This is a genomic window from Niallia laureatilytica (genome assembly GCF_046613985.1).
GTDB lineage: Bacteria > Bacillota > Bacilli > Bacillales > Cytobacillaceae > Niallia.
On sequence record NZ_JBKKHP010000002.1, the window covers coordinates 156,827 to 182,362 of the forward strand.

General features: G+C 39.8%; 27 protein-coding genes. 14 read left to right on the top strand and 13 right to left on the bottom strand.

Annotated elements, in window-relative coordinates:
* Positions 1–7: 7 nt before the first annotated feature.
* From ACLIJJ_RS06010 to ACLIJJ_RS06035, 6 genes are all read left to right on the top strand, one after another.
* Positions 8–1,273, top strand: coding sequence for an ABC transporter permease (locus ACLIJJ_RS06010; RefSeq protein WP_233316667.1), 1,266 nt, complete (start codon positions 8–10; stop codon positions 1,271–1,273).
* Positions 1,270–2,358, top strand: a complete 1,089-nt coding sequence (locus tag ACLIJJ_RS06015; protein WP_233316668.1) for an ABC transporter permease — start codon at positions 1,270–1,272, stop codon at positions 2,356–2,358. Before ACLIJJ_RS06010 ends, ACLIJJ_RS06015 begins: the two co-directional genes overlap by 4 nt.
* Before the next feature lie 117 nt (positions 2,359–2,475).
* Entirely contained in the window at positions 2,476–3,066 is a 591-nt protein-coding gene (locus ACLIJJ_RS06020) for a DJ-1/PfpI family protein (protein ID WP_233316669.1), read from the top strand.
* Between the two features lie 15 nt (positions 3,067–3,081).
* On the top strand, positions 3,082–3,552 hold the full coding sequence (locus ACLIJJ_RS06025) for a DinB family protein (RefSeq protein WP_233316670.1): 471 nt from the start codon (positions 3,082–3,084) through the stop codon (positions 3,550–3,552).
* A 46-nt stretch (positions 3,553–3,598) separates the two neighbouring features.
* Positions 3,599–4,450: a pentapeptide repeat-containing protein gene (locus ACLIJJ_RS06030; protein ID WP_411410661.1), complete on the top strand. Its 852-nt coding sequence runs from the start codon at positions 3,599–3,601 to the stop codon at positions 4,448–4,450.
* Between the two features lie 100 nt (positions 4,451–4,550).
* Positions 4,551–4,856 (top strand): DUF3243 domain-containing protein, encoded by a 306-nt coding sequence (locus ACLIJJ_RS06035; RefSeq protein ID WP_233316672.1) that lies wholly within the window; start codon positions 4,551–4,553, stop codon positions 4,854–4,856.
* A gap of 33 nt (positions 4,857–4,889) precedes the next feature.
* On the opposite strand, the gene ACLIJJ_RS06040 is transcribed toward ACLIJJ_RS06035, so the two are convergent.
* On the bottom strand, positions 4,890–5,792 hold the full coding sequence (locus ACLIJJ_RS06040) for an ArsR/SmtB family transcription factor (protein WP_411410662.1): 903 nt from the start codon (positions 5,790–5,792) through the stop codon (positions 4,890–4,892).
* 250 nt (positions 5,793–6,042) lie between these two features.
* Here ACLIJJ_RS06040 and ACLIJJ_RS06045 point away from each other — a divergent pair, with 250 nt between their 5' ends.
* Positions 6,043–6,531 carry an NUDIX hydrolase gene (locus tag ACLIJJ_RS06045; RefSeq protein WP_411410807.1) on the top strand — a complete coding sequence of 163 codons (489 nt, stop codon included), beginning with the start codon at positions 6,043–6,045 and terminating at the stop codon, positions 6,529–6,531.
* The gene (locus ACLIJJ_RS06050) at positions 6,528–7,025 is read left to right on the top strand and encodes a GNAT family N-acetyltransferase (RefSeq protein ID WP_233316674.1); all 498 of its coding nucleotides are present in this window, start codon (positions 6,528–6,530) and stop codon (positions 7,023–7,025) included. The genes ACLIJJ_RS06045 and ACLIJJ_RS06050 overlap by 4 nt, the downstream gene beginning before the upstream one ends.
* Positions 7,026–7,067: 42 nt before the next feature.
* Here the strand turns inward: ACLIJJ_RS06050 and ACLIJJ_RS06055 are convergent, their stop codons facing one another.
* On the bottom strand, positions 7,068–7,631 hold the full coding sequence (locus tag ACLIJJ_RS06055; RefSeq protein ID WP_233316675.1) for a DUF2777 domain-containing protein: 564 nt from the start codon (positions 7,629–7,631) through the stop codon (positions 7,068–7,070).
* A gap of 252 nt (positions 7,632–7,883) precedes the next feature.
* Between ACLIJJ_RS06055 and asnB the strand changes: the two genes are divergently transcribed.
* Positions 7,884–9,731 (top strand): asparagine synthase (glutamine-hydrolyzing), encoded by a 1,848-nt coding sequence (gene asnB, locus ACLIJJ_RS06060; protein WP_411410663.1) that lies wholly within the window; start codon positions 7,884–7,886, stop codon positions 9,729–9,731.
* Between the two features lie 27 nt (positions 9,732–9,758).
* Here asnB and ACLIJJ_RS06065 read toward each other — a convergent pair whose 3' ends face one another.
* The gene (locus ACLIJJ_RS06065; protein WP_233316677.1) at positions 9,759–10,715 is read right to left on the bottom strand and encodes an AraC family transcriptional regulator; all 957 of its coding nucleotides are present in this window, start codon (positions 10,713–10,715) and stop codon (positions 9,759–9,761) included.
* 277 nt (positions 10,716–10,992) lie between these two features.
* On the opposite strand from ACLIJJ_RS06065, the gene ACLIJJ_RS06070 reads away from it, so the two are divergent.
* Positions 10,993–12,987: a glycoside hydrolase family 127 protein gene (locus ACLIJJ_RS06070; protein WP_411410664.1), complete on the top strand. Its 1,995-nt coding sequence runs from the start codon at positions 10,993–10,995 to the stop codon at positions 12,985–12,987.
* Positions 12,988–13,057: 70 nt separating this feature from the next.
* The gene (locus ACLIJJ_RS06075; protein ID WP_233316679.1) at positions 13,058–14,143 is read left to right on the top strand and encodes a DNA alkylation repair protein; all 1,086 of its coding nucleotides are present in this window, start codon (positions 13,058–13,060) and stop codon (positions 14,141–14,143) included.
* A gap of 39 nt (positions 14,144–14,182) precedes the next feature.
* On the opposite strand, the gene ACLIJJ_RS06080 is transcribed toward ACLIJJ_RS06075, so the two are convergent.
* From ACLIJJ_RS06080 to ACLIJJ_RS06100, 5 genes are all read right to left on the bottom strand, one after another.
* On the bottom strand, positions 14,183–15,085 hold the full coding sequence (locus tag ACLIJJ_RS06080; protein ID WP_411410665.1) for a DMT family transporter: 903 nt from the start codon (positions 15,083–15,085) through the stop codon (positions 14,183–14,185).
* Between the two features lie 112 nt (positions 15,086–15,197).
* Complete coding sequence (locus tag ACLIJJ_RS06085; protein ID WP_233316681.1) at positions 15,198–16,958, bottom strand: glycoside hydrolase family 13 protein; 1,761 nt, start codon at positions 16,956–16,958, stop codon at positions 15,198–15,200.
* Between the two features lie 126 nt (positions 16,959–17,084).
* Positions 17,085–18,488 (bottom strand): L-cystine transporter, encoded by a 1,404-nt coding sequence (locus ACLIJJ_RS06090; protein WP_233316682.1) that lies wholly within the window; start codon positions 18,486–18,488, stop codon positions 17,085–17,087.
* 239 nt (positions 18,489–18,727) lie between these two features.
* The gene (locus ACLIJJ_RS06095) at positions 18,728–19,597 is read right to left on the bottom strand and encodes an SDR family oxidoreductase (RefSeq protein ID WP_233316804.1); all 870 of its coding nucleotides are present in this window, start codon (positions 19,595–19,597) and stop codon (positions 18,728–18,730) included.
* Between the two features lie 118 nt (positions 19,598–19,715).
* A complete protein-coding gene (locus ACLIJJ_RS06100; RefSeq protein ID WP_233316683.1) occupies positions 19,716–20,207 on the bottom strand; it encodes a YajQ family cyclic di-GMP-binding protein in 492 nt (163 codons plus the stop codon).
* 134 nt (positions 20,208–20,341) lie between these two features.
* On the opposite strand from ACLIJJ_RS06100, the gene ACLIJJ_RS06105 reads away from it, so the two are divergent.
* Positions 20,342–21,217: a CvfB family protein gene (locus tag ACLIJJ_RS06105; RefSeq protein WP_233316684.1), complete on the top strand. Its 876-nt coding sequence runs from the start codon at positions 20,342–20,344 to the stop codon at positions 21,215–21,217.
* Positions 21,218–21,247: 30 nt separating this feature from the next.
* Here ACLIJJ_RS06105 and ACLIJJ_RS06110 read toward each other — a convergent pair whose 3' ends face one another.
* Positions 21,248–21,379 carry a DUF3941 domain-containing protein gene (locus ACLIJJ_RS06110; RefSeq protein WP_233316685.1) on the bottom strand — a complete coding sequence of 44 codons (132 nt, stop codon included), beginning with the start codon at positions 21,377–21,379 and terminating at the stop codon, positions 21,248–21,250.
* 102 nt (positions 21,380–21,481) lie between these two features.
* Positions 21,482–22,336 carry a DegV family protein gene (locus ACLIJJ_RS06115; RefSeq protein ID WP_411410666.1) on the bottom strand — a complete coding sequence of 285 codons (855 nt, stop codon included), beginning with the start codon at positions 22,334–22,336 and terminating at the stop codon, positions 21,482–21,484.
* 190 nt (positions 22,337–22,526) lie between these two features.
* Here ACLIJJ_RS06115 and ACLIJJ_RS06120 point away from each other — a divergent pair, with 190 nt between their 5' ends.
* Positions 22,527–23,351, top strand: a complete 825-nt coding sequence (locus ACLIJJ_RS06120; protein ID WP_233316687.1) for a YitT family protein — start codon at positions 22,527–22,529, stop codon at positions 23,349–23,351.
* A gap of 17 nt (positions 23,352–23,368) precedes the next feature.
* Positions 23,369–24,085, top strand: coding sequence for a BsuPI-related putative proteinase inhibitor (locus ACLIJJ_RS06125; RefSeq protein WP_237940925.1), 717 nt, complete (start codon positions 23,369–23,371; stop codon positions 24,083–24,085).
* Between the two features lie 42 nt (positions 24,086–24,127).
* On the opposite strand, the gene ACLIJJ_RS06130 is transcribed toward ACLIJJ_RS06125, so the two are convergent.
* The 3 genes from ACLIJJ_RS06130 to ACLIJJ_RS06140 all read right to left on the bottom strand — a co-directional run bounded on the left by ACLIJJ_RS06130 (position 24,128) and on the right by ACLIJJ_RS06140 (position 25,448).
* Positions 24,128–24,313, bottom strand: a complete 186-nt coding sequence (locus ACLIJJ_RS06130; protein WP_233316689.1) for a DUF3813 domain-containing protein — start codon at positions 24,311–24,313, stop codon at positions 24,128–24,130.
* Positions 24,314–24,466, bottom strand: a complete 153-nt coding sequence (locus ACLIJJ_RS06135; protein WP_233316690.1) for a hypothetical protein — start codon at positions 24,464–24,466, stop codon at positions 24,314–24,316.
* A gap of 163 nt (positions 24,467–24,629) precedes the next feature.
* The gene (locus ACLIJJ_RS06140; protein WP_245399840.1) at positions 24,630–25,448 is read right to left on the bottom strand and encodes a Cof-type HAD-IIB family hydrolase; all 819 of its coding nucleotides are present in this window, start codon (positions 25,446–25,448) and stop codon (positions 24,630–24,632) included.
* Between the last annotated feature and the right edge of the window lie 88 nt (positions 25,449–25,536).

A 25,536-nucleotide genomic window follows, 5' to 3' on the forward strand; every position in this document is an offset into this window, starting at 1 on the left:
AGAGTACATGTTCTGGCATATGGTAAAAAAGGAAATTCTGATGATATGGAGAAGACCTAGGGAACTGGTGGTTCTCCTCTTAATGCCTTTTATATTAATTACAATATTAGGAAGTGCACTGGGCACAATCATGGATGGAGGAGAAGAGTCTGGCAGCTTACATGCAAAGCTGTTGGTCGTCCTAAAAGACGATACTGTAAACGCTCAAAAGGAGACAGTATCTGAAATAGAGGCTTCCACTGTAAGTCCGGAAGAGAAAAAGATGCAAATGGATACTGTTTATGCAGTAGATCCTGTTTCAACTTTTATGCATGAGATAAAAGAAAATAAAGAACTAAAGAAACTGGTAACCATGACCGTAGTTGAGGAAGAAAACAGTACTTCAGCAGAGGAAAGTGAGTATACAGGGATTTTGACAATTCCATCGGGCTTTACAGAACAGTTTTATCAGAAATTACTTTATGGCAAAGAAATTTCTGCAGAGTGGAGCTTTAAAGAGACAGACAGCACATCTCTGGCAGCGACTGTGTTAAAAGATATACTGGTGAGCTATCAGAAAGAGCTCTCTTATATGAATATATCTGCCGAATTGAACAGTGAGTATACACCGACAAATAGCTCTGCTGTCGGAAAGCTAGAAAATGTCACGAAGAAAAAAGTAGTGGATTCCTTTTCTTATTATGCGATAGGAATGTGTGTCATGTTTGTCTTTTTTGTAGCTTCTACTGTAGCAGGCTTTGCTTACCAGCAGAAAGAGTCGTATATGTACCAGCGCATCCTTCTGGCAAATGTGTCGCCATATACCTTTTTCTTTGGCATATTTGTATCAACATTTTCCCTTTCCTTTATACAGCTGCATTTATTATTTGGATTATCTGCATTAGTATATGATGTTGTGTTTGCCAGCTTTATTCATTATTTTGTTGTGACATTCTTGTTGAACATACTGGCAGCAAGCTTCGCTGTGTTTACGGCAGCTTTATCATTCCGAGCAAATTCCAACAATGTGCCTACATTGTTTACTAATATGCTGATTCCTATCCTTGCCTTTGCTGGCGGAAGTTATTTTGATTTGAGTGCTAGTGGGGGATTCATGGAGACACTTGGTGAGTTTTCTCCATTAGGGGCTGCAATTACAGCCTATTTAAAAGTATATCAAGGCTACAGCCTGATGGATATAGCTGGGCAAATGGAAGCGATTCTCCTCTTTAGCGGTATCTTACTGCTTGTTTCAGTTGTGTTATTGATGAGGAAAAGAGGTGCTTTAGCATGAAGGGGATACTTTGGGGGAAATTCAGAAAATTTCTGCGCAGACCTGGGTCGTTTCTCATTACCGCAATTATTTGTGCTGTCTTTGCTTATTTACTCGGCTCCAGCTCATTCACAAAGGTAGAGATACCTGTGTTTGCTAAGGATACTGTAAAAGCAGAGGAAATAGTAGAAGAATTAAATGAAAGTGACAGCTTTCAGTTTAAATTATTATCTGAAAAAGCAACATTGGAACAAATTGAAGAGGGAAAGGCAGATCTTGGGGCAGCGCTGGAGGACGATTCATATACCATTTATCAGGCTGCAGAAACGGAAACTTCAATGGCAGTGCACCGCTATTTAGAAGAATATTATCAAAATCATTCTAAACAAGCACAAATCTTCAGCAGCGCCCAGGATAAAAAGGAAGCGGAGAGAAAAATAGCAGAAATATCGGAAAATCCGCTGCTGCCAATAAAATTTGCCAAATCACAGGAAGAGAGCAGCTATGATCAATCTCTTCAAGCATTATTTGGATTTACCTTATTCTTTAGTATATACACCGTAGCAAATACGGTTGTAGAAATATTGCGTGATAAACAGAACGGCATATGGGACCGATTTATCTTGTCCTCCACAAGCAAAACACAGCTTTATCTCGGCCATCTTCTTTTCAGCTTTCTGTTAGGATATTTACAAATAATGCTTATTTTTCATATATTTAAATTCGGTACAGGTGTTGACTTCAATGGTAATTTTGCCGTAGTGTTCGGTGCTGTTATTCCGTATTTATATGCGATTGTTGCATTAGCCATTCTGCTGACAGGGCTAGTCAAAACAGTAAGTCAGTTTAATGCCTTTATTCCCTTGATTGCAGTGAGCTTTGCGATGCTGGGCGGAGCATACTGGCCACTGGAAATCGTTACATCTGACTTTTTGCTGTTGCTGTCCAAATTTGTGCCTGTCACATATGGGATGGAGCTGTTGAAGAAAGGTGTAATTGACGGTGCAGGACCAATGGAGTTGCTGTATCCTGTCGGCATTCTTTTACTGATGGGAACATTAATGCTGGGAATAGGTATACGGCTTATTGAACGAAGACATATTTAAGCACAATCCCCTCCTTAAAGGAAGGGTTTTTTTAAGGAGAAAAATAGCTCTAAAAAAGAAGGAAATAGTTGTCAAATGTTGAAGTATTAAAGACTTAGGAAGGGAGAAATCTTTCCCATGAAGAAGCGAACTGTAGGTATTCTTTTATTTAATGAAGTGGAAGTCCTTGATTTTGCCGGACCATATGAAGTCTTTTCCTTATATGCCCCACCAGAAGAGCATGATAATCATTACTTTCATGTAGTGACCATTTCAGAGACAGGAGAGCTTATTAACGCTCGAAATGGTTTGAAAGTAAAGCCTGATTACAGCTTTTCAAACCATCCCCAGGTTGATATTGTCATTGTGCCAGGTGGAAAAGGTGCTGAAGTCCATGAAATACATAATCAAAATGTCATTGCATGGATAAAGCAGCAATCCATTCAGGCAGAAGTGATGGCCTCTGTATGCACAGGTGCACTGCTGCTGGCTAAAGCAGGCTTACTGGATGGCAGAAGCGCAACAACTCATTGGATGGACATAGACAGGCTGGAGGGAGAGTTTCCACTTGTAAAGGTTAAGCGCGGTGTCAAGTTTGTCGATGAAGGCGACGTCATTACATCAGGAGGGATAGCAGCCGGTATTAATATGTCCTTTCATCTTATTAGCCGGCTTTATGGAAAGGAAGCAGCGATAAATACAGCCAAAAATATGGAGTATGAGTTGTAGCAGAGGTGCAAAGGCATGAATAAATATTGTGGAGCAGCCTTAAATCAAATCCGGATTGCGGTCGATTCAATAAAGGAACTGATGATGTCTTTACGTGAGGAAGACCTTACTTTTAGGCCTACGTTAACGAAGTTCTCCATTGGCGAATTATTAGAGCATCTTTCATTGATATGTGAGGCAGATTTATTGATTGCCTCTGGCATGTCAAAAGAGGAGATGGAGAGTTTTTATGTTGAACATAAACTTAGCAGTCTCTCAAAAATGGAGGCAGCTATTGATCATTCATTCTTATTGCTCAAGAGCACATATGAAGGCTTTTCTGATGAGCAATTATTCGAGCAAATCAAGTCGTATTGGGGCACGGTTTATACGCGGTATGAGTGGCTGTTGGAAATACTGGCTCATATTTATCATCATCGTGGCCAATTACATGCCATGCTTGTTCATATGTATAGAAAGGAACCACCAATAGCACTTTTTGAATAAAAGTGCATTAGGGCTAATAGAAAGTAGATTATTAGGAAGTGGAAAAATGAAAAGTGGGATTCAGGAAAAAATAGATTACTATAGTTCATATAAGCCAGATTGTGAAAACTGTTTTGGTTTATGCTGTGTAGCTTTGCCGTTTGGTAAATCGGCGGAGTTTGCAGAAGACAAGGAAGGAGGGAAGCCTTGCAAAAATCTCGGGGAAGATTACCTGTGCGGCATTCACCAGCATCTCCGCCCGAAAGGTTATAAAGGCTGTACAGTATTCGAGTGCTTTGGTGCCGGTCAGAAGGTTTCGCAGTTCACCTTCAAGGGAGTGACTTGGCGGGATTCCCCCGCTGTTGCAAAGGATATGTTCAAGGTTTTCCCAATCATGCAGCAGCTGCATGAAATGCTTTGCTATTTAGATGAAGCACTTCAGCTAAAATCTGCAATAGGATTAAAAGCAGAGCTTACAAATGCCTTTAAGGAGACGAAAAGGCTGTCGGAATTAGAGCCAGCAGAGATTATGGAGCTATATATTCCTGCACATCGGGCTGTGGTTAATGAGCTTCTAAAACAAGTGAGTGAGCTTATGAGACAAAAGGTGACTGAAAAAACCAAGCTTCAAAAAGGACGGAAAAAGAAAAAAGGGAGCGACCTGATCGGAGCGAATCTGCGCAATCAAAATTTGCGGGGAGAGAGCTTCAGAGGTGCATGGTTAATCGCAGCAGACTTACAAAATGCTGATTTAAGAAATGTTGATTTTATTGGTGCTGACTTACGCGATGCTGATATTAGGGGAGCTGATTTAACTGGCAGTATTTTTCTGACTCAAATTCAGCTCAATGCCGCAAAAGGAGATAGTCATACTAAGATTCCTCGCACACTATCTAAACCGGCTCATTGGTCTTGCTAAATTTCTAGTAGATAGTAATATATTCCAATAAAATAATAATAGTTTTAACAGGCTTACATTGGGAATATAGAAACTAACACTAGAAAAGGAGTGAGTCATAATGGAAAACAAAGTAGAAACAAAAGTAAATGATAAGCTTCAGAATATGAGTAGTGAAAAAAAGGATGAAATTTTATCAAGCTTTGAAGGATTTAAGGAATACCTTTCCGACAAGGTGGAAAAAGCAGATAAGCTAGGCTTAAATGAAGAACAGATTGCAAAAGCTGCCCAGAAGGTAGGAGACTTTTTAGCTGCAAAAGAGGAGCCGCGCAACAGAGAGGAAAAACTTCTTCAAGAGCTTTGGAAAGCAGGAAATGAAGAGGAACAGCATAAACTGGCTCATATGCTTGTAAAGCTTGTGAGCTGATGAAAAAAAAACCGCCAAAAAAGGCGGTTTTTTTCATAGATAATACAATTTAAAGTTAATATCTTGGTCATGGTTGCCGAATTTTTTCCCGAATACAGTCGCGCCCCCGACATGCTCGGCATCTTCCTTCACTTCTATGCGGAAGGTCCATCTGTCTGTGCTTGTATCTAAATCATCGACTGTGATGCCTGACATAGGGTCTCCATCGATATATGTGCCATGGTTGGTGATGCGGATAGTTTTGAGCAGCCCGTACTGGTTGATATTATGAGGCCACCAATCAGGAGTGAACTTTCCTCTTGTATCAGCAAAATCTCCAGGACTTCTCCATGTTCCTAATTCAATTCCATTCAATGAAAAGGTAATATCTGACGGCCATACATCATTGGCGAATGGGAATTCAGAACAAATTTCCAAGCTAATTTCAAATTGCTGCAGCTTTTCATCTTTTTTCAAGAAATTGGCAATATTATATTGCACAAACCCTTGAGTGAACCAAATAATTTCTGCATCCATTCTCTTTGGATCCATAAAGTAGCGGGGCTCATCGACACGGCCGATAAATTCTTTTTCCGTGGCTAGTCCACATGTCGGCTTTAAATCATAATCGGTATAATGTCCAATTGGCACAGCAGTTTCATAGGATGCAAACGAGTGAAATATCTTTTTGGGAAAATTTATTTCAATATGATCGACCTTTAAAATCGAAATCTTTTGCAGTCCAGATTTTCCTGGCACTCTTTCTGTCTTAATTAAACCAGCATCTTCTAATTTTTTTATATGCTTTGTCACAATAGCACTGCTGATTTCTAATTCCTCGGCAATTTCTTTAATGTTCATTTTATTTTTGCTGAGGAGTTGAATAATCTTGATGCGAACTTCGCTGGCTAGTGCTTCATAAACAACTAATGAGGAATTGTCGATCCCTAGTTGCATGGAAATCCCTTCTTTCGAAACGAATGGTTAATTAAATCTATATTATCTTTATAAAAATAACATAAAGATTAATTACTGTAAATATATTGAGATTTATAATTTAATAATAAACTGTTTTGTTAATTTAATAATATTTGAACAATGTTAAATTTACTATTTCATTTATTTTAGTTAATAGAAGAAAGGGAATGTCAAAAAAGAGGGGAAAAAAGGGGAAACCCAGAATAAAAATAGAATTGGGGGGAGTATGATGGAAGAAAACGCCAAGTTTCATAGAGCTTTTGGTGTATATGGTATATTCCTTGATAGTGAATACTTGCTTGTTATCCACAAGAGTCAAGGACCGTATCGCAACCGCTTCGATTTGCCTGGGGGAAGTTTGGAGGAAGGGGAAAGTTTAGCAGAGGCAATAGACAGAGAGTTTCTAGTGGAAACAGGTCTTGAGATTTGTCACAAAGAAAATATTGGAATCACGGATTTCATGTTTCCCTGGAGATGGAGAGAATTCACACATGTTCATCATATAGCTGTATTTTATGAAGTGAGGAACTTTAGTGGGGTTATCACTGCCCCAGAGCAGTTTGTTGGACAAGATTCCCTTGAAGCTGTATGGATGGACCTGAACGAGTTAACGATGGATAATTCCTCTCCGCTGGTTATGCAGGCAGTAAACTGGACAAAAACGCGGAGTTTCCCTTTAAAGGTGAACAAGCTACAGGTTTGGGAGGTAAAGAAATGAAGTTGCGTAAAGCAGTTACAGCTGATGCGAAAGGCATTGCGAAGGTTCATGTTGACAGCTGGAGAACAACTTATAAGAACATGATTCCTGACGCCTTTTTAGAGCAATTATCTTATAAAGAGCGGGAGCAAATGTGGATATCAGCTATTCCAGGCGGCCATGTTTATGTTGCGGAAACCGGGGCAGGCAAGATTGTCGGTTTTGCGTGCGGCGGCAAGGAAAGGAGCGGCAAGTTTGAAGGGTATGATGGCGAATTATATGCTGTTTATTTGCTTGCAGAATACCAAGGGAAAGGAATTGGCAAAAAGCTCGCAGATGCTGTAAAACAGCATCTACAGGGTATGGGCTTAACTAGCATGATTGTGCTTGTACTAGAAGGCAATGGAGCATGCCGGTTTTATGAAGCCATAGGAGGAAAGCAAATCGGCAGGATGGAGGACAAAATTGGCGGCAAAACAGTTTATGAGCTCGTTTATGGCTGGGAAAAAATATGACGCAAAAAAACTTCAGCAGATATTCTGCTGAAGTTTTTTTTCTTAAGAGGACAGCTTTTCGATAATCATCCGTTTGCCAGTATTCAAGGTAAACTCAAATCTGTCGGTAATTTTCTCATTATAATAGAAATGATGATTGACACTGCACAGGCCTTCCTGATTATCAAAAATCATCATATTCACACCATTTTTTCGTTTGTCATCTCTTAAGAAGGTTAATTGGTTATAACAGTATATACAGTCATAAATAGAGAACTTCATGGAATTCAGGGTGGTGATGAACTGATAAAAGCTGTCATCGCTGATCTCGTCAAGAAGGCGTTCTAACGAGAATACAAGATGTTTGCGAATCCTGATTTTATCTTCTGTGCACATCCCATAAATCGAGCCAGAGCTGTTGATTCTTCCTTCATCCAAAAGGATTCCTTTTCTCCATTTGTTAAAGCAGAATAATTCCACTTCTTGATGAATATATTCATCTAGCATGGTTGCTTCTTCTGTTTCATCGTCGAAAAATATCCATTGGTCATTGATGTATTCGACTGTTCCTTGTGTAAAAGCACGGGTTTGGTACTCTATAAGCTTTAGTCTCTGCTGATTGTTCATTTCTTTGTAAACCTCCCAATTACTTCCCATAAATTCTTTTTAGACATTAAAGTTCAAATTTATAACTGAATGCCATTATTATTTTTGTTTTAGTTTTTAGGTGAAACTGCCATGCAAAGATCTAAAATGATGCAGCAGGAATGATTTATTAGATTCATTTATCAGGACAAATAACCATTTTTCTAATCATGCATACAATACTCCATACTGATTGGTATCTAATCACAATTCCACGAAGAAAGGATGATCATCATGTGTGGAATCACAGGTTGGGTTGATTACAGAAAAGATCTGAGAAAAGAAGAGGATACTTTGTCTGTTATGGCAGAAACGCTGGAAAAAAGAGGTCCAGATGATACAAATGTATGGAGTGCCCTTCATGCAGGCTTTGGCCACAAACGTTTGATTGTGGTAGATCCCCTTTGTGGAATCCAGCCGATGACAAAAGTAAAACAAGATTTTGATTATACGATTTGTTATAACGGTGAATTGTACAATACGGAAGACATACGCAAAGAATTACTAATAAAAGGATATTCATTTAATGGCCATTCTGATACAGAAGTTTTATTGGCTTCTTACATGGAATGGGGCGAGGATTGCTTACAATACTTAAATGGAATTTTTGCTTTTGCGGTTTGGGATGAAAAAAGAAATTCACTGTTTATCGCCAGAGACCGCCTTGGTGTTAAGCCGCTGTTCTATGCAGAGGTTGGATCAAGCTTACTATTTGCTTCGGAAATCAAGGCTATACTTGCCAATCCTCAAGTGAAGGCAGAATTAGACAGAGAAGGGTTGGCGGAAGTATTTGCACTTGGACCGTCCCATACACCTGGATCAGGGGTTTTCAGAGGCATTAAAGAATTAAGACCTGGGCATGCCTTGAAATTTTCGCAGGATGGCTTGAGGATATGGCGTTATTGGAATGTGAAAAGCGAGCAGCATGAGGATACGTTTGAAGAAACAGTTGAAAAGGTGCGCTTTCTGTTCAAAGATGCTGTAACGAGACAGCTAGTATCAGATGTGCCGTTAAGCACTTTCCTTTCTGGCGGGGTCGATTCCAGTGCGATTACAGCTATTGCTGCAATGGAATATGAAAAATCAGGCAAAGGACCGCTGCACACATACTCCATTGATTATGAAGGCAATGACCAGTTCTTTAAAGCAAATGAATTTCAGCCTAATTCTGATGGTGTTTATATTAAGAAAATGACGGACACTTTCGGTACGATTCATCATAACTGCATTATCACACAGGAAACGCTTGCCCAATTTCTCCATGAGGCTGTTACTGTCCGTGATCTGCCGGGAATGGCTGATGTTGATTCTTCCTTGCTGTGGTTTTGCCGTGAAATTAAAAAAGACTTTGTCGTGAGCTTGTCAGGTGAATGTGCGGATGAAATTTTCGGCGGGTATCCATGGTTCCGGAGAGAAGCAGATCTTGCAAGAGGAGGATTTCCATGGATGCGTTCAATCAAGGAGCGACAAGGGTTGCTAAAACAAGAGTGGAGCAGCAAGCTGCAGCTTGAGGATTATATGTATGATAAATACAATCAAACTATTGCTGAAACACCAAAATTGGAAGGCGAAAGTGCAGAGGATGCAAAAAGAAGAGAGCTGTTCTATTTGAATCAACTGTGGTTCATGACAACTCTATTAGAAAGAAAAGACCGGATGAGCATGGGTGCGAGTCTTGAAGTCAGGGTGCCATTCGCAGACCATCGATTAGTAGAATATGTATGGAACGTACCTTGGGAAATGAAAAACTACAAAAACAGAGAGAAGGGGCTTCTCCGCAAAGCACTTGAGGGGATTCTTCCAGATGAAGTACTCTATCGCAAGAAAAGTCCTTATCCAAAGACACATAACCCTGTTTACACGAAAACGGTCACAGATATGCTGACAGGAATTTTGGCAGAAAAGGATTCGGCTTTATACGAATTCTTTGATTATAACCAGCTCAAGGAGATTATCAATACTGGTGGCTCAGCCTTCAAAGAGCCTTGGTTCGGTCAGCTTATGACAGGTCCGCAGCTTCTTGCGCACTTGGCACAACTTCATTATTGGTTTAAAGACTATAATATTAATATTGTAGATTAATATTAAGCGGGAGCAGGTGCTCCCGCTTTATTTTATGATTATTGCTGTTCTCAAGTGTGGCGGCATAGGAATGTCAGGATCGACAGACACTGTGTTCGTATACGTCTTAGTGTAGGCATCACGAAATTTACTTGGGGTAATTCCTTCATAGCTTTTAAATAATTTCATGAAGTATTTCTCATCATCGAAACGCAGCTCAAAGGCAATTTCTTTGATTGTTTTATTCGTTGTACAAAGGAGTTCTTTTGCTTTATTAAGCTTTAATGTATGGATATAACGAATTGTGCTCATACCGATATTCTTTTTAAACAGCCTTGTCAGATGATCAGGGTTCATGGAAAAAGTGTTAGCAACTTCTCTTACATTAAGGGGTTCGTGAATATTGACTCTAATCCATTCAAGTATTTGGGTGAACTTTTGCGTCTTTTCACTTATCGTATTTTGATGGAGCAGCTGTTTGCTGTATTGTTCAGTAAGCTCAATTAACAACTCTGTCAGCAAGTAGTCGACAGAGAAGGTGCTGTAGTAGGAAGCATTTGCTATATCTAAAATTTGCTTCATTAAGATAAACGGTTTATCACTGTATGAAAGACTAAAATAATCAGGCAAAAAAACGGCATTATTAATTGCATGCCTATGTGCTTCTATATCACTTGCCAACAAATGGCTAATAAATTTCTCAACTGGATACATATCTGTCTCACAGAAAGGAATAAAGTGCATCCAAAAAAAGCTTGCTCCTTTTTGAGAAGGAGCATATCCATAGTAGTCAATTTCTGGTGGTATAAGCAGAACATTCCCCTGCTTGACTTCATACTGATGGTGGCCCACTTGGATGTAAACAGATTTGTTTAAACCAATAATAACCTCAAAATCCTTCTTCAGCCGCATTTGTTTATGCTGCCAGTCGTCACTGCTGACAAAACGGCCGCATTTGTAATAAGCAAGCGGTCTTTCAATGTTGAATTTCCAAAGCTGGTCCATCTACATCTCGCTCCTTGCATATTGTTTTTTCTACCAAATGTCGTTTTTGTTCACCTTATTGTATTTTTAAATAAAAGAGTAAGCGTTAACAATAATGTTAGCATAAATGCCAGTAGATAACGACAGACAATCTACGAAAATATCTTGTGAATGTTATTTCTTAGAAGTCGGATTTCACCACTAAATCTACTGTTTTAGCAGTTTTTACTCACCCTTAAAGCGATTACAATAGGGGAGGATGTACGTAAAAAAGCCGTAAAAAGCAGGAGGAATAAGAATGTCAAACAATGTGCAAGCAGACAAGTCGATACATGTGAATAAGGTAATAATTAACGACCAATTTTGGAAGCGATATGCCGACATTGTGAAAACAGAAATGATTCCATATCAATGGGAAGTGCTCAATGACAGGGCTGATATAACAATCGAAAAGGAGCGGAATGACCAAAACATTCCTTCTGAAAAAAGTCATGCCATCGAGAACTTCAAGATTGCTGCAGGGCTGAAGGAGGGCCGGCATTACGGCTGGGTATTTCAGGACAGTGATGTATATAAATGGCTTGAAGCAGTGGCTTATTCTATTGAGCAGGAGCATGATCCACAGCTGATTGAATTGGCTGATGGTGTTATTGATTTATTGGCACTTGCCCAAGAGAAGGATGGCTATTTAAACACATATTTTACAATTGAGGCTCCCGAACGGCGGTTTAAAAGGCTCGCCGAAAGCCATGAGCTGTATTGTGCCGGTCACTATATGGAAGCAGCTGTAGCTTATTATAATGCAACAAAAAATGAAAAAGCCCTCACCATTGCCTGCAAATTGGCGGACTGTATTGATGCAAGCTTTGGTAATGAGGCAGGAAAAATAAAAGGCTATGACGGACACGAGGAAATCGAACTTGCCCTTGCTAAGCTGTATGAACTTACAAAGGAAAAGCGGTACTTAAATCTTTGCCAATTCTTTTTATACGAGCGAGGACAGGATACTAGTTTTTTTGTAAGACAATGGCAAGAGGAAGCTGGCGAGAATGCGGTGATTGGGGGAATGAACCATTTGCCGCTAAGCTATTATCAGGCACATAAGCCAATCCTTGAGCAAGAAAGTGCGGAGGGGCATGCAGTTAGGCTTGTGTATTTATGTGCAGGCATGGCGGATGCTGCTTTTTTAAGCAAAGATGAAGAAATGCTGCAAGCCTGCAAAAAATTGTGGAAGAGCATTACAGCTAAAAGGATGTACATTACAGGCGGAATTGGCTCAACCGTTCATGGAGAAGCATTTACTAGTGACTATGATTTACCGAATGATACGATGTATTGCGAAACTTGTGCTTCCATCGGTCTGATTTTCTTTGCGCAAAACATGCTGAAAAACGAAGCTGACAGTACGTACAGTGATACATTAGAAAGAGCACTCTATAATGGTGTGATCAGCGGAATGGCTTTAGATGGGAAGCATTTCTTCTATGTTAATCCCCTTGAGTCTAATCCTGAGAACAGCTTGAAGGACCCGGGAAAAAGCCATGTGAAGCCGACAAGGCCAGCTTGGTTCGGATGTGCTTGCTGTCCGCCTAATCTGGCCCGCCTGCTTGCATCCATTCATAAGTATTTGTACTCACAAAAAGGCGATTGTCTTTATGCAAATTTATATATTGCCAATAAGGCAGAAATCGATTGGAATGGTAAGCAGATAGAGATTACGCAAGAATCAAACTATCCATGGGAGGGAGAGGCTAAGTTTCAGTTTCAGCTGGAAGAGCCAGCTGAATTCGGCTTTTGCCTGCGCATACCAGCATGGTCGAAAACGTATAAAGTTACTGTTAATGGCATCGAAATAAGTGACAGCTTGATGAATGGTTATATGGTGATACGAAGGACTTGGGAAACTGGAGATGAAATCTGTGTCACCTTGGATATGAGCATCCAGGAATGGTCAGCAAATCCTCATGTTAAAGCAGATTTAAATAAGATTGCCATCCAGCGCGGCCCAATCGTCTATTGTATGGAGGAAGCAGACAATGGGAAGTGCCTTCATCTTTTCCGCCTGCCAAAGAACAAACAATATCATTATCGGTACGATTCAGAACTGTTTGGTGGAGCGGGACTCATTGATGTTACAGCAGAAAAAAGAGTTGTGGAGCAGGAATGGGAAAGTCAGTTGTACAGCCAAGGGATGGCGGAGCTTTATGAAGCAGCATCTCTTACACTGATTCCTTATTATGCTTGGGCAAACCGCTCGGTTGGGGAAATGCAGGTTTGGCTTGCTAAAGAATGAAGGAAGCTTGAGAATTTGATATTTAGGCCGCTTACTTATATGATTAGAAAAAAGAGTTTAAGAGGTCTTTATGGAGCCATTAAAAAATATTTATAATTTGCAGTTTATCACTAAACTAGAGGATGTTATTACATTAAATTACCCTGCATTCGAAAGGGAAGCGTTCCGCACCAAGTTGTTTGAGGCTGATTGGGAGGAGCTAGCACTTAAGGAAAGGATGCGCCAGATTACCTTGTCGCTTGCTCCGTTTTTGCCCCAGGATTACAAGCAAGCAATCGAAATCTTGCGCAAATGCGCTCCGTCCTTTACTGGATTAGGCGGGATTATTTTCCCCGATTTTGTGGAGCAATACGGGCTGGAGGAATGGGAGCTTTCTGTTGAAACCCTTGCCTTCTTTACAGAATTCTCTACGTCAGAGTTTGCAGTAAGGCCTTTTCTTATCAAGAACCAGACGAGAATGCTTGCACAGATGGAAGAATGGGCTGAAAGCGAGAATGAGCATATTCGCAGGCTTGCAAGTGAGGGCTGCCGTCCGAGACTGCCATGGGGACTGTCAGTGCCTGCTCTAAAAAAAGATCCTACTCCTGTTTTGGTTATTTTGGAGAAGTTAAAAGAAGATGAAGCATTATATGTCAGAAAGAGCGTAGCCAATAATTTAAATGATATTTCGCGAATTAATCCTGATTTGGCAGTAACTATTGCACAGAGCTGGTATGGCAACAGTCAAAAAACGGATTGGATTGTGAAACATGCAAGCAGGTCGCTGCTCAAGAAGGGTGATCCTCGTGTATTGCAAATCTTTGGATATGAGAGCAGTGACAGCTTAAGCTTGGCGGACTTTACGATAACACCTGAAAAGCTTGCATGGGGTGAGAATATTGCTTTTTCATTCACTTTAATATCGAGGATCGAAACACCACATAAAGTAAGAGTAGAATATGCCATAGATTATGTGAAAGCAAACGGCACTCGCAGCAGGAAGGTTTTTCATCTTTCTGAGCTGGAGTGGAGGGGCAGCATGAAGAAAACCTTCGCAAAGAACCATTCCTTTAAAGACTTGACGACAAGAAGACATTATCCTGGTGTTCACCGTATTGCCATTATTGTCAATGGAACAGAGAAGGCTGCCCTTGAGTTTGAACTTATACAAACGTAAAAAAACTGGAGAGCCTCCAGTTTTTTTAATTTCAATCTGCTATATTGTTTTTTCATGCTGAACTGGCTTCGGTTTCTGCTGTTGCAGAAGGAAGTAAAAAACACCTGCCAGCACTAATAGTCCGCCGGCAATTTGTGAACCGGAAAGTCTTTCATTTAAAAGAATTACAGCAAGAATGGTTGCTCCGACAGGTTCTCCTAAAATACTCATCGAAATAGTTGTCGCATTTACATAGTTTAACAGCCAATTGTTAATTACATGACTAAGTGATGGGACGATTGCAAGCAGCAAGAAGATGCCCCATTCCTTTGGCTGATAGCCTGTAAATGCTTCTCCAGAAGATAGATTAAAAATAGTCAGCAGCATGGCAGCAAATAAAAATACAGTGGAAGTGTAAACCCAATGGGACACCTTTTTCACAATAGACTGGCCAATTAACAAATAGCCGACAACTGCTATCACGCTTAAGAAGGAAAGTAAATCGCCAAGCAAGCTTGCCTTGCTTAAGCCAATATCGCCCCAGCCAATCATCATGGCGCCGATTATAGCAATTCCCATTGTCATAATGGCGCTTGACGTTGTCCTTTCACGGTAAAGGAGAAATCCTCCCGCCAATGACACGAGCGGTTGAAGAGCAAGAATGATAGTAGAGCTAGCTACTGTTGTCAGCTTCAAAGAACCGAACCACAGTGCAAAATGGAGAGCAAGGAAAGCTCCTGAGAACAGGAGGAACCACCAGTCTTTTTTTGATAGTTTCTTAAATTCTTTTCTGTTTATATAGACCATTGGAAGCATCAAAATTCCTGCGAGCCACATGCGGTACATGCTCAGTATTGTTGCTGGAGCATCCGACCATTTGACAAAAATAGCAGAGAAGGAGATAGCTATAATGGAAATTGCCAATGGGATGGCAATTGATTTTGTGCCTGTTGTCTGTTCCACAATTTACCCCCTTCATTACATAATAAGTAAATGATAGTACTATCTATTCAGTTAAACAAGAGGTTTTTTCCAAGTTTAAGAAGCTGGATGAAAGGGCGATGAGTTCAGCCAGCTAAATATAAAAATGGAGAAGAATATTTTCATAAGCACCGAGATTCACGTTTAAATGTTCTGATTCGGCAGCATATTCCTGACATGTTAGTGGCATTGTTAACTTTTTTCCCTTTAGTGAGAAAGGCAATGGATAACTTACTTGGTCTGGACTGTTATTCATCACAGTCATAAATATTTCATTTTCGTTCCTATGGCAATAAGCAATGCAATTATTTAGGACAGGAAGGAAGGCAAAGCTTGCGTTTCCCGAGAGGATAGCAGCAGACTTTCGAATCGAAATCAGTTTTTTTAAATATTCCTTTATTTCCACGTTCTGTTTTTCTTTATCCCATTCCATGCATTTTCTGCAGCCAGGATCGCTTCCGCCATCAAGACCAATTTCATCGCCGTAATAAATACATGGTGTGCCAGGAAAAGTGAATAGAAAAGTAAACAGCTGCTTAACTCGTTCAGGTCTATAATGGGACTCCTGCATAACCCGAGGTGTGTCATGGCTGCCGATAATGTTAAAGAGGACTTTATTAACATTGTCTGGATATGCATGGACAATGGAGGTCATATCCTCGACGAATCCTTTAGCAGAAATCATGTCATAAGCAAAAAACTGCAAAGACTTGGAAAGCAAGGGATAGTTCATAACAGAATCAAATTGTTCGCCTCTCAACCAAGGCATGGAATCATGCCAAATTTCTCCTAAGATGAAACAATCTGGTTTTACCGCCTTAACACGCTTCCTGAATTCCCGCCAAAAGGCATGATCGACTTCATTGGCAACATCTAGCCGCCAGCCGTCAATATCACATTCCTTGATCCAATATTCAGCAACATGCAGCAAGTAATCTCTTACCGCTTTATTAGCTGTATTGAACTTTGGCATATCCTCATAGAAGCCGAAGGTCTCGTAATGAAAGCCAGAGCTGTCCTTTAATGGATATTGATGGACATGAAACCAATCCTTATAAGGAGATCTCTCTCCATTATTCAGCACATCCTGAAATGGCGGAAACATATAACCACAATGATTAAATACAGCATCAAGCATGACGCGAATTCCCCGCATATGGCACTCGCTCACAAGTTGTTTTAAAATGCTGACATCTCCGAAATGGGGATCAATCTGCAAGTAGTCAATTGTATTATATTTATGATTGGAATTGGCATAGAAGATCGGTGTTAAGTATATGCCTGTAATTCCTAAATCCTGCAGATAATCTAATGAGTCGATGATGCCTTGCAAATCTCCCCCGAAATAATTCGTCAAGCCAGGTGCCTCTTGCCCCCAAACAGCGGTTTCGATTGGGTTTCTGTCAGGATCGCCATTGCGGAATCGTTCTGGAAATATTTGATACCAGATTGTTTCTCTCACCCAATCTGGCGGTGTGAATAGTTCTGTTTCATGTATATAAGGCAAGCAGAAGTAATAGCCTGGATCTTCGGGCAAAAAAGGAAAGAAGCCCTTTTCTGTAAAGGTAATCTGTTCATCTCCTTGTTTGATAATGAAACCGTAGCGAAGCCGTTTAAGACTATCTGTAACAGAGGCTTGCCAGTAATCATGAAGCTGATCAGAGCCTGTCTTTTGCATCTCAAGCAATGAATTTTGCCATCTGTAGTTGCTGGTTTTATATTGGTCGCCATAAATCAAGGTGACAGCATGGACGTTGTCTTTTTTTGTCCGGAGGCGGATATGGAGTATATCTTCCTTGTAAAGATAGCAGAAATTATCTCCAGTCCGATGATAAATGGAAGCCAAATCAATCATTTCCCCACACTCCCTTTCCTACAAGTCATTTTCAACAGTGTAGCCAATTTGCTGAAAACCTATAAGGGAAAAGAAGGCGAAAAAAAAACCAGACATTGAACATTCAATGTCTGGTTAATTTACTCTTTAAACAGCTGTGCTGCTTGTAGGAGTATTAACATCAATATCTTTATTATAAGTATCAGTGTCCAATTCACCTAGTGCTTTACTTGCAACAACTCCAGAAACCATTGAGCCGCTCACATTTAAAGCAGTACGTCCCATATCGATTAGCGGTTCAACAGAAATCAATAATCCAGCCAATGCAACAGGCATATTTAATGTAGACAGAACGATTAATGTAGCGAATGTCGCTCCGCCGCCGACACCGGCAACACCAAAGGAGCTAAGCATAACAACAAGGATTAAAGATGTGATGAAACCAGGTGATAACGGGTCAATCCCTACAGTCGGTGCAATCATAACAGCCACCATAGCAGGGTAAATTCCTGCACAGCCATTTTGTCCGATAGAAACACCAAATGAAGCAGAGAAGTTAGCGATTGCTTCAGAAACACCAAGTTTAGATTTTTGAGCATCAATATTCAAAGGCAGTGTTCCTGCACTTGTGCGTGAAGTAAAGGCGAATGAAAGCACAGGAAGCACCTTTTTCACATATTTTGCTGGACTTAATTTTAAAGCAGCAAGGATAATCAAATGAACGATAAACATTGCTATTAAAGCAACATATGATGCAATTACAAATTTACCAAGTTTAACGATAGCATCAAGATTGCTGCCTGCCATTGTTTTTGCCATTAAGGCAAGAATTCCGTACGGAGTTAAACGCAATACTAGTGTAACGATACGCATGATAATTGTGTAGACAGCTTCGATCATTTTCTCGAAGAATGCTGCCTGTTCTGGATTTTTACGTTTAATGCCAAGCAATGCCACACCTATAAAGGCTGCAAAGATTACAACAGCAATCGTTGAAGTAGGACGAGCACCAGTTAAATCTGAGAATGGATTAGCTGGCAAGAATTCAAGAACTTTTTGTGGAATAGTTGTGCTTTCCACTTGTGTCAAGCTTTCCTCAAGCTGCTGCCCACGAAGAGTTTCAGCATCACCTGAAGTAATGTCAATTGCTTTTAAGTCAAATCCGACTGCAGAAGCAATCCCAATTCCTGCAGAAATTGCAGTAGTCAATAATAATGTTCCGATAACAAGACCGCTGATTTTCCCAATATTGCTTGCTTTTTTCAAACGAGTAAAAGCAGAAATAATGGAGATGAACACTAGCGGCATAACAATCATTTGCAGAAGCTTCACATATCCGCTTCCAATAAGACTGAACCAGTCATTTGATTGAATTACTACTTCTGAAGTAGGTTCATATATTAATTGAAGAATGATACCAAATAAAACACCAAGACCTAAGCCGGTAAATACACGCTTTGAAAAGGATACGTGTTTCTTTTGCATGTAGTATAAAACGCCAAGCAAAACTAGTAAAACGACAATATTAACAACGGTTAAAAATATGTCCATTGTAGTTTCCCCCTATAATTATGTATAAGTTCATTTAAATCCTATCGGTTAAATAGGAATTACTAAAAGTACAATAACATGATTATATGTAAAAGTAAATAAATAAAATTAAATAATTTAGTTAAAATGTCTAAACAGTGAAAACTTTTATTTTGAAAGAAGAGGTTTTCCAAAGTACCTTACCATAAATAAATTTTTTACAACCATATAAAAAAGGAACACAGATGTGTTCCTTGCATTTACCCGTTTACAACATATCCGCCATTGACGTGCATGATTTGGCCGCTGACGTAAGAGGAGTCTTCACTTGCTAAATAAACATAAGCTGGAGCGAGTTCATTTGGCTGGCCAGCTCGTCCAAATGGTGTATCTGCGCCGAATTGGGAAACCTTTTCGCTGTCAAATGTTGATGGAATCAACGGAGTCCAGATTGGACCTGGCGCGACACCATTCACCCGAATGCCATCTTTTGCAAGTGATTGGGATAAGGAACGGGTGAAGGAAGTGATTGCACCTTTAGTTGATGAGTAATCAAGCAGTGTTTCATTTCCTTTATAGGCTGTGATGGAAGTTGTATTGATGATGCTGTCGCCAGCGTTTAAATGCGGCAACGCTGCTTTTGTTAAAAAGAACATAGAGAAAATATTTGTGCGGAACGTTTTCTCCAATTGGCTAGCTGTTATGTCCAGCAGACTGTCCTGTGGATGCTGCTCAGCGGCATTATTAACGAGTATATTTAATGATCCGAATGCATTAATTGTTTCTGCAACAACCTTTTGGCAGAAATCTTCTTCACCGACATCCCCTGCTAAGGTGATGCATTTAACACCTTCTGCTTCGACTAATTCCTTCGTTTTTTCAGCGTCGTCATGTTCATTTAAGTACACAACAGCAACATTAGCTCCTTCTTTTGCATAATAGATGGCAACAGAACGACCAATCCCGCTATCTCCGCCAGTTATGATTGCCGTCTTGCCTTTAAGCTTACCAGAGCCTTTATAGTTGGGGCTCACATCCGTTGGTAATGGATTCATTTCAGTTTGAATACCTGGCTGCTGATTTTGATGCTGTGGTGGAAATGTTTGGTTTTGTTGGCTGTTTGAACTCATCATAAACAACTCCTTTTTTATTTCTTTGTTTGTTGTCTATTTTTCCCTTATAGACAAGGATAAACATGGAAAATTCAGGAGATAAAAAACCTGACCAAAAAAATGGTCAGGCTGTGTTTTAGCGATAGTTTACAAATTGAACGTCAATTGTAAGTTTTGCTTCTTTAACAGCTGCGATGATTTTTTGCAGATCATCGCGGCTTTTTGCTGTTACACGGATTTGGTCGTCTTGCTGCTGGCTTTTAATTTTCAAGCCGCTGTTTTTAATAAGAGTGTTGATAATTTTAGCATTGTCTCTGTCAATCCCTTGAACCAATTTCGCTCTCTGACGGACCGTGCCACCAGATGCTCCTTCGATTTTTCCGTAATCCAAGTTTTTAATAGGAATGTTGCGCTTGAACATTTTGCTGATCAGCACATCTTTTAGCTGCTCCAACTTATATTCGTCGTCGGATAGTAGAACAAGCTCTTCCTTTTCTAATGTAATATTGCTTTTGCTGCCTTTAAAGTCATAGCGTGTTTGAATTTCCTTCATTGCGATTTGTACCGCATTCGAAACCTCTGCCATATCTACTTTTGAGACAATGTCGAATGAACTTTCTTTAGACATAGAAATACCTCCTGGTTAGTATGGGGCTTTCACCCATTTCCTTTTATGTCTGTATTATAGTAAAATATAGCAGTTGTAACAACTTTAGGGTACAAAACAGTTTACGATAGATATAATTCAAGGAGGACAATATAGTGTCTTTAAGAGATTACATAGGCCGAGTAGAAATATTGACGGTCGCAAGGGAAGCAACATTTGGATATTTTCTTACACTGGAAGAAGAAGGTGAAGATGTTCTGCTTCATTTTAGTGAAACAGATCAGAAATTTGAAATTGGGGATGAGGTCCGTGTATTCATTTATACGGATTCACAAGGCAGAGCGTGCTCAAGCACAAATATACCGTCCATTTCAGTTGGAGAATATGATTGGGTGAAAGTAACGGATATTAAAGAAGGGCTTGGCTGCTTTTTTGATATTGGATTGAAAAAGGACATGCTTCTTGGCGAGGATGATCTGCCTGTTCATGAAGAAGTTTGGCCGGAAGTCGGGGATTTGCTCTATATTACATTAAGGGTAGACCGCAATAATTTCCTTTATGTTAAGCCTGCGACAGATCCTGTTATTGAGAGCATTTCGACTAAGGCTACACGAAAAGACTATAATAAAAACATTCACGGCCATATTTACAGAACAGCAAAGGTTGGAAGCTGGATTTACACGGCTGAAGGCTTTAAAGGCTTTATCCATGAGTCAGAGCGTAAAGTAGAGCCGCGTCTTGGAGAAAAGGTAAATGGCCGTATCATTGATGTGAAGGAAGACGGTACAATCAATGTGTCCTTATTGCCACGAAAAGAGGAAGCACTTGATGAGGACTCAAAAACAGTGCTTGCATATCTTGAGCAAAGAAAAGGTCAGATGCCATACACAGACAAAAGTATGCCAGAGGAAATCCAAGAGAGATTTGGGATGAGCAAAGGCTCCTTCAAGAGGGCTCTTGGCAGATTGATGAAGGAAAATAAAATCTACCAAGAACATGGATGGACACACTTGAAGAAAGAAGACGAATAAAAAAGAGCAGCCATGGGGCTGCTCTTTTTCTTATAGATGATCTGTCTTTTTGCTATATTGGTGTTTGCCCAATTTACGATTTTTCTCGCGAAGCAAATTCTTTTGCTCTAAGCGGGCGTTATTGTCTTTTGGCTTTTTATTATTATCAGAAGTATTTGGCATGTCTGTATACTCCTCCATTCATTAGCTGTTCTGTAGAACATTATTAGTATGACTGAAAGGAGAAGGGAGTATGCAGGCACAGCCTTACTGGTTCGATTTGTCTTACTTGCTGTTTAGGAAGAACAATGCAATCGTTCCTGCACCAGTATGGGAGCCGACAGCAGCTCCGATAGAGGATATGTACACATCATTCGGCTGGAAACGCTCCATAATGGTATTTTTGAGTTCGGTTGCAGTCGCTAAATCATCAGCATGGCTGATTGCAATAGTCTGTGTGTTAAGACTATTTCCGCGCTCCTCCATCACATCAAGCATGCGGCGAAGCAGCTTCTTTTTACCGCGGATTTTTTCAAGCGGAACAAGCTTGCCGTCTTCCACATGAAGAAGCGGTTTGATTTGCAGCAACCCTCCGACAAAAGCAGATGCTTTAGAAACGCGGCCGCCTTTAGCTAAGTACTCTAAATCCTCCACAGTAAAGAGATGCTCCATATGTTCACAAAAAAAGCGCGCTCGAGCTTCAGCCTCTTCTTGAGTTTTGCCAAGACTGCGCTGTTTTACGCACTCTTGCACAGCAAGCCCTGCTCCAAGAGAAGCACATTTGCTGTCAATGATAGTGAGGTGGAAGTCAGGATAATTCTCTTTCACTTGCTCATAAATCATCTTAGCTGTTTGAAAGGTGCCAGAAAGCTGCGAAGAAAAGGCAACATAAATGCCGCTTTCGCCGTTTTCAGCCATTTCCGTAAAAACATCCTCAAAAAGGGATGGAGAGACCTGGGAGGTCTTTGGTACTTCACCGTTTCTAATTGCGTCATATACAGCATTCGGCTGGATTGTCTTTAAGTCTTCATACTCTTTGTTTTCCAAATTTACCTTTAATGGAAATAGAATGACATCATTATCGTCATAATAAGAAAGAGGCAGATCACAAGCACTGTCCGCTAATATTTTATATGTCATAAGCTCATCTTCTTTCTGTGTTTTTTTTCATTATATGACTTTCACTTAGTGAAAATTATGGTATATTGATTGCTGGTATGTATACATATGCATTATTTAGGTGTTGCATACTATTAGTTTATAGAATCTTATTCAAAAAAACAATGAATCCTAAAAAGCTTAGGAGCAAATATAGTACTGGGGGATTATTATGTATTGGACATTAACGAAGAAGTTAGTTGTAGTAATTGTTGGGGCTCTTTTGAACGCTGTTGCAATGAACTTTTTCTTAATACCTGCAGATGTTTATGCAAGCGGGTTTGCCGGTGTGGCACAGCTTATTTCAAGTATTACACCTATTACGACAGGAATATTGCTGTTTATTCTCAATGTGCCTATTGCCATACTAGGCTGGATTAAGGTTGGGAAATCATTTACATGCTATAGCTTTCTAAGTGTTGCATTCATGTCTTTATTTCTTGAACTTCTTCCGGTTTATTCCTATTCAGATGATATACTGCTGAATGCTGTCTTTGGCGGTGTTATTGCAGCTGTCGGTGTCGGGATTACGTTGAAAATCGGTGCATCCACAGGCGGAATGGATATTGTTGCAATGATTCTTTCGAGAATGCAGGACAAGCCTGTCGGCACATATTTTTTTACATTAAACAGCATTATCATCATAACAGCAGGGTATCTTTATGGATGGGAAAAAGCTCTGTACACCCTTGTTACACTGTACGCATCCACAAGGGTGATTGATGCGATACATACAAGGCATCAAAAATTGACAGCGATGATAGTCACAAAAAAATCCGATGAATTAAAAGTGGCAATTCATGAGAAGCTAGTAAGAGGGATTACTATGGTTCCAGCAAAAGGAGCCTTTTCCAATGAAGATAGGGATATGATGATGATAGTTGTTACACGGTATGAATTATATGACTTGGAAAAAACCATTAAAGAGGTAGACCCGCAAGCATTTACTAATATCGTGCAAACAACAGAAATATTCGGCTTCTTCAGAAAAGAATAAAGGAGGTAGTCGGTATAGTGCTTCGTGTCATAATTGCAGCAGCACTCGCTTTTAGCCTTTTTTCCTTTGGCGGTGATCGAATACATGCAGAGGGAAATAATCTGCAGTTTGAGATTTCTGCAAAACCGAATAAAGACTATGCGGAAATCAGAATGACTGTTTTAAACACTGGGGATAAAGCCGTTAAACTTGTTTTTTCCTCCTCGCAAAAATATGAATTTTCGATTAGAGCAAAGGGAGGAAAAGAAGTTTACCGTTATTCAGCAGATAAGTCCTTCCTCCAAGCACTGCAGGAGCTAAAGCTCAAATCCAATGAGTCACATACATGGGTAGAGAAATGGAATTACCGAAAAAATAACGGTGAGCTAGTACCGAGTGGCGAATATGCTGTTAAAGCAACCTTGTTAGGAAAGAAAAACAAGGGAGAGACCATAACGGCCAAGACAACTTTAGTTGTTCCTTTCGTTACGGATATTAAGACTACCGGCCAAAAGGGAATATATACAATAGAAGGAATTGCTCATACGAAAGAGCGGTTAACATTTACAGTAGAAGATGGACATAAAGAATTATTGTCAAAGCAGCCTGTTGCCGTTACAGACGTTGGGAGTTTTAAGGTGAATGTGAAGATAAAAACAGAAGATTTGCCGAAAAATGGGACATTGCTTCTTTATTTTCAAGAAGTAAATGGAAAACAAAGCGATCCAGTAATATTGGAACGGTTTCCTTCATAATTAATAAGCTAGCCTCCATTAGTGGATGGCTAGCTTATTAGCTTAACGGGATTCTAGCTGCTCAAGCTCCTTTTGCAAATCAGACAGCTGCTCTTGTTCAGCACTCGTCGTATTGGCATAGGCGGAACTTAATGCATTTTTGGCTTTAGCAATCATCTCACTATCACTGCCACTAGACTTCGCCATTTCTACTGCTTGTCGTGCTTCTTGAAATAATCGGTTTCCCATTTAAAGTCCTCCGTGAGTAGATTCGTTCGAATTAGCCATTTTATAGCTTTCGGCCTCTGCATATGTCATATGATATGGAATACGTTGATCATGCTTAGATACTGAGTCTACACCCTGTTGTACGAAGCGTTTTGATTTATTTCGTTTTCCCATAGCAGATAATCCCTCCGCAAGTTGTTTTTTAGAGACAGCGCGATCATTTCATGGTGGAAACAGCTGCAAACTGCTTCTATAAAATAGTATTGGTCAAAGCAGCAATTAAATAGGCGGTAATGTTAACCAAAAAAAGAGCCTGTTACCAGGCTCTTTGTATTTATCATAGTGCTTGTAAATTTAAATAATCATTTAAAAACACAGCGATGCCGTCTTCTTCGTTTGTCAATGTTATATGGTTAGCCCGTGATTTTAATTCCTGCAAGCCATTTCCCATCGCTACGCCGACTCCTGCATATTCAATCATCTCAAAGTCATTATCTTCATCACCGAAAGCAATAATATTCTTCTGCGGAATATTGTAATAATCAGAAACCTTTTGCAGTCCGACAGCTTTGCTGAGGCCTGTCCTGACAATTTCGATTATATGGTAAGGATCTCCCCAACGACGGTGGTCAATTAAATCGGCATGAACATCAGTTAAATGCTTACGTATTTTAACTACATCCTTTTCTTCGGCATGGATAAGCAAGCATGTTGGCGGTGCTTCTAAGAATTCCAACAAATTGCCTGTAGTCGTTTTCGGATTTCCTAATGAGAAGATATCAAGCAATTTATCATCATGATAATGAAAATATATATCATCGATTACTTCTGCAACGATATTATGATAGTCAAAATTATCACAAGCCTCTACAATGTCTTTCACAGTAGCGATATCTAATGGAGAATGATAAACGCCCCATTCTTGTGAGCGAGGATGGTGGATGAAAGCACCGTTAAAATTGACAATTGGTGTATCCAAATCCAATTCTTTATAGATAGCTTCACTTGCCCGATAAGGTCTTCCAGTTGCAATCATTACAATATGACCGGCTTCTTTTGCTTTTGCGATTACTTTTTTTGTTAAAGGGGAAATCGTCTTATTGTTTTTAAGTAATGTTCCATCAAGGTCTAAAGCAATTAGATGTTTTTCTGTCATAATTTCTCCTTAAATGTTTGTTTATATTATTTATAAAAAGTTAATGGTGAGTCACCATCAGCTTTTTAAGTAGCAATATTTAGTAAAT

Coding starts and splice junctions, on each gene's coding strand:
- ACLIJJ_RS06010 (WP_233316667.1), top strand. CDS start 8: ATGTTCTGGCATATGGTAAAAAAGGAAATTCTGATGATATGGAGAAGA.
- ACLIJJ_RS06015 (WP_233316668.1), top strand. CDS start 1,270: ATGAAGGGGATACTTTGGGGGAAATTCAGAAAATTTCTGCGCAGACCT.
- ACLIJJ_RS06020 (WP_233316669.1), top strand. CDS start 2,476: ATGAAGAAGCGAACTGTAGGTATTCTTTTATTTAATGAAGTGGAAGTC.
- ACLIJJ_RS06025 (WP_233316670.1), top strand. CDS start 3,082: ATGAATAAATATTGTGGAGCAGCCTTAAATCAAATCCGGATTGCGGTC.
- ACLIJJ_RS06030 (WP_411410661.1), top strand. CDS start 3,599: ATGAAAAGTGGGATTCAGGAAAAAATAGATTACTATAGTTCATATAAG.
- ACLIJJ_RS06035 (WP_233316672.1), top strand. CDS start 4,551: ATGGAAAACAAAGTAGAAACAAAAGTAAATGATAAGCTTCAGAATATG.
- ACLIJJ_RS06040 (WP_411410662.1), bottom strand. CDS start 5,792: ATGCAACTAGGGATCGACAATTCCTCATTAGTTGTTTATGAAGCACTA.
- ACLIJJ_RS06045 (WP_411410807.1), top strand. CDS start 6,043: ATGGAAGAAAACGCCAAGTTTCATAGAGCTTTTGGTGTATATGGTATA.
- ACLIJJ_RS06050 (WP_233316674.1), top strand. CDS start 6,528: ATGAAGTTGCGTAAAGCAGTTACAGCTGATGCGAAAGGCATTGCGAAG.
- ACLIJJ_RS06055 (WP_233316675.1), bottom strand. CDS start 7,631: ATGAACAATCAGCAGAGACTAAAGCTTATAGAGTACCAAACCCGTGCT.
- asnB (WP_411410663.1), top strand. CDS start 7,884: ATGTGTGGAATCACAGGTTGGGTTGATTACAGAAAAGATCTGAGAAAA.
- ACLIJJ_RS06065 (WP_233316677.1), bottom strand. CDS start 10,715: ATGGACCAGCTTTGGAAATTCAACATTGAAAGACCGCTTGCTTATTAC.
- ACLIJJ_RS06070 (WP_411410664.1), top strand. CDS start 10,993: ATGTCAAACAATGTGCAAGCAGACAAGTCGATACATGTGAATAAGGTA.
- ACLIJJ_RS06075 (WP_233316679.1), top strand. CDS start 13,058: ATGGAGCCATTAAAAAATATTTATAATTTGCAGTTTATCACTAAACTA.
- ACLIJJ_RS06085 (WP_233316681.1), bottom strand. CDS start 16,958: ATGATTGATTTGGCTTCCATTTATCATCGGACTGGAGATAATTTCTGC.
- ACLIJJ_RS06090 (WP_233316682.1), bottom strand. CDS start 18,488: ATGGACATATTTTTAACCGTTGTTAATATTGTCGTTTTACTAGTTTTG.
- ACLIJJ_RS06095 (WP_233316804.1), bottom strand. CDS start 19,597: ATGAGTTCAAACAGCCAACAAAACCAAACATTTCCACCACAGCATCAA.
- ACLIJJ_RS06100 (WP_233316683.1), bottom strand. CDS start 20,207: ATGTCTAAAGAAAGTTCATTCGACATTGTCTCAAAAGTAGATATGGCA.
- ACLIJJ_RS06110 (WP_233316685.1), bottom strand. CDS start 21,379: ATGCCAAATACTTCTGATAATAATAAAAAGCCAAAAGACAATAACGCC.
- ACLIJJ_RS06115 (WP_411410666.1), bottom strand. CDS start 22,336: ATGACATATAAAATATTAGCGGACAGTGCTTGTGATCTGCCTCTTTCT.
- ACLIJJ_RS06120 (WP_233316687.1), top strand. CDS start 22,527: ATGTATTGGACATTAACGAAGAAGTTAGTTGTAGTAATTGTTGGGGCT.
- ACLIJJ_RS06130 (WP_233316689.1), bottom strand. CDS start 24,313: ATGGGAAACCGATTATTTCAAGAAGCACGACAAGCAGTAGAAATGGCG.
- ACLIJJ_RS06135 (WP_233316690.1), bottom strand. CDS start 24,466: ATGGGAAAACGAAATAAATCAAAACGCTTCGTACAACAGGGTGTAGAC.
- ACLIJJ_RS06140 (WP_245399840.1), bottom strand. CDS start 25,448: ATGACAGAAAAACATCTAATTGCTTTAGACCTTGATGGAACATTACTT.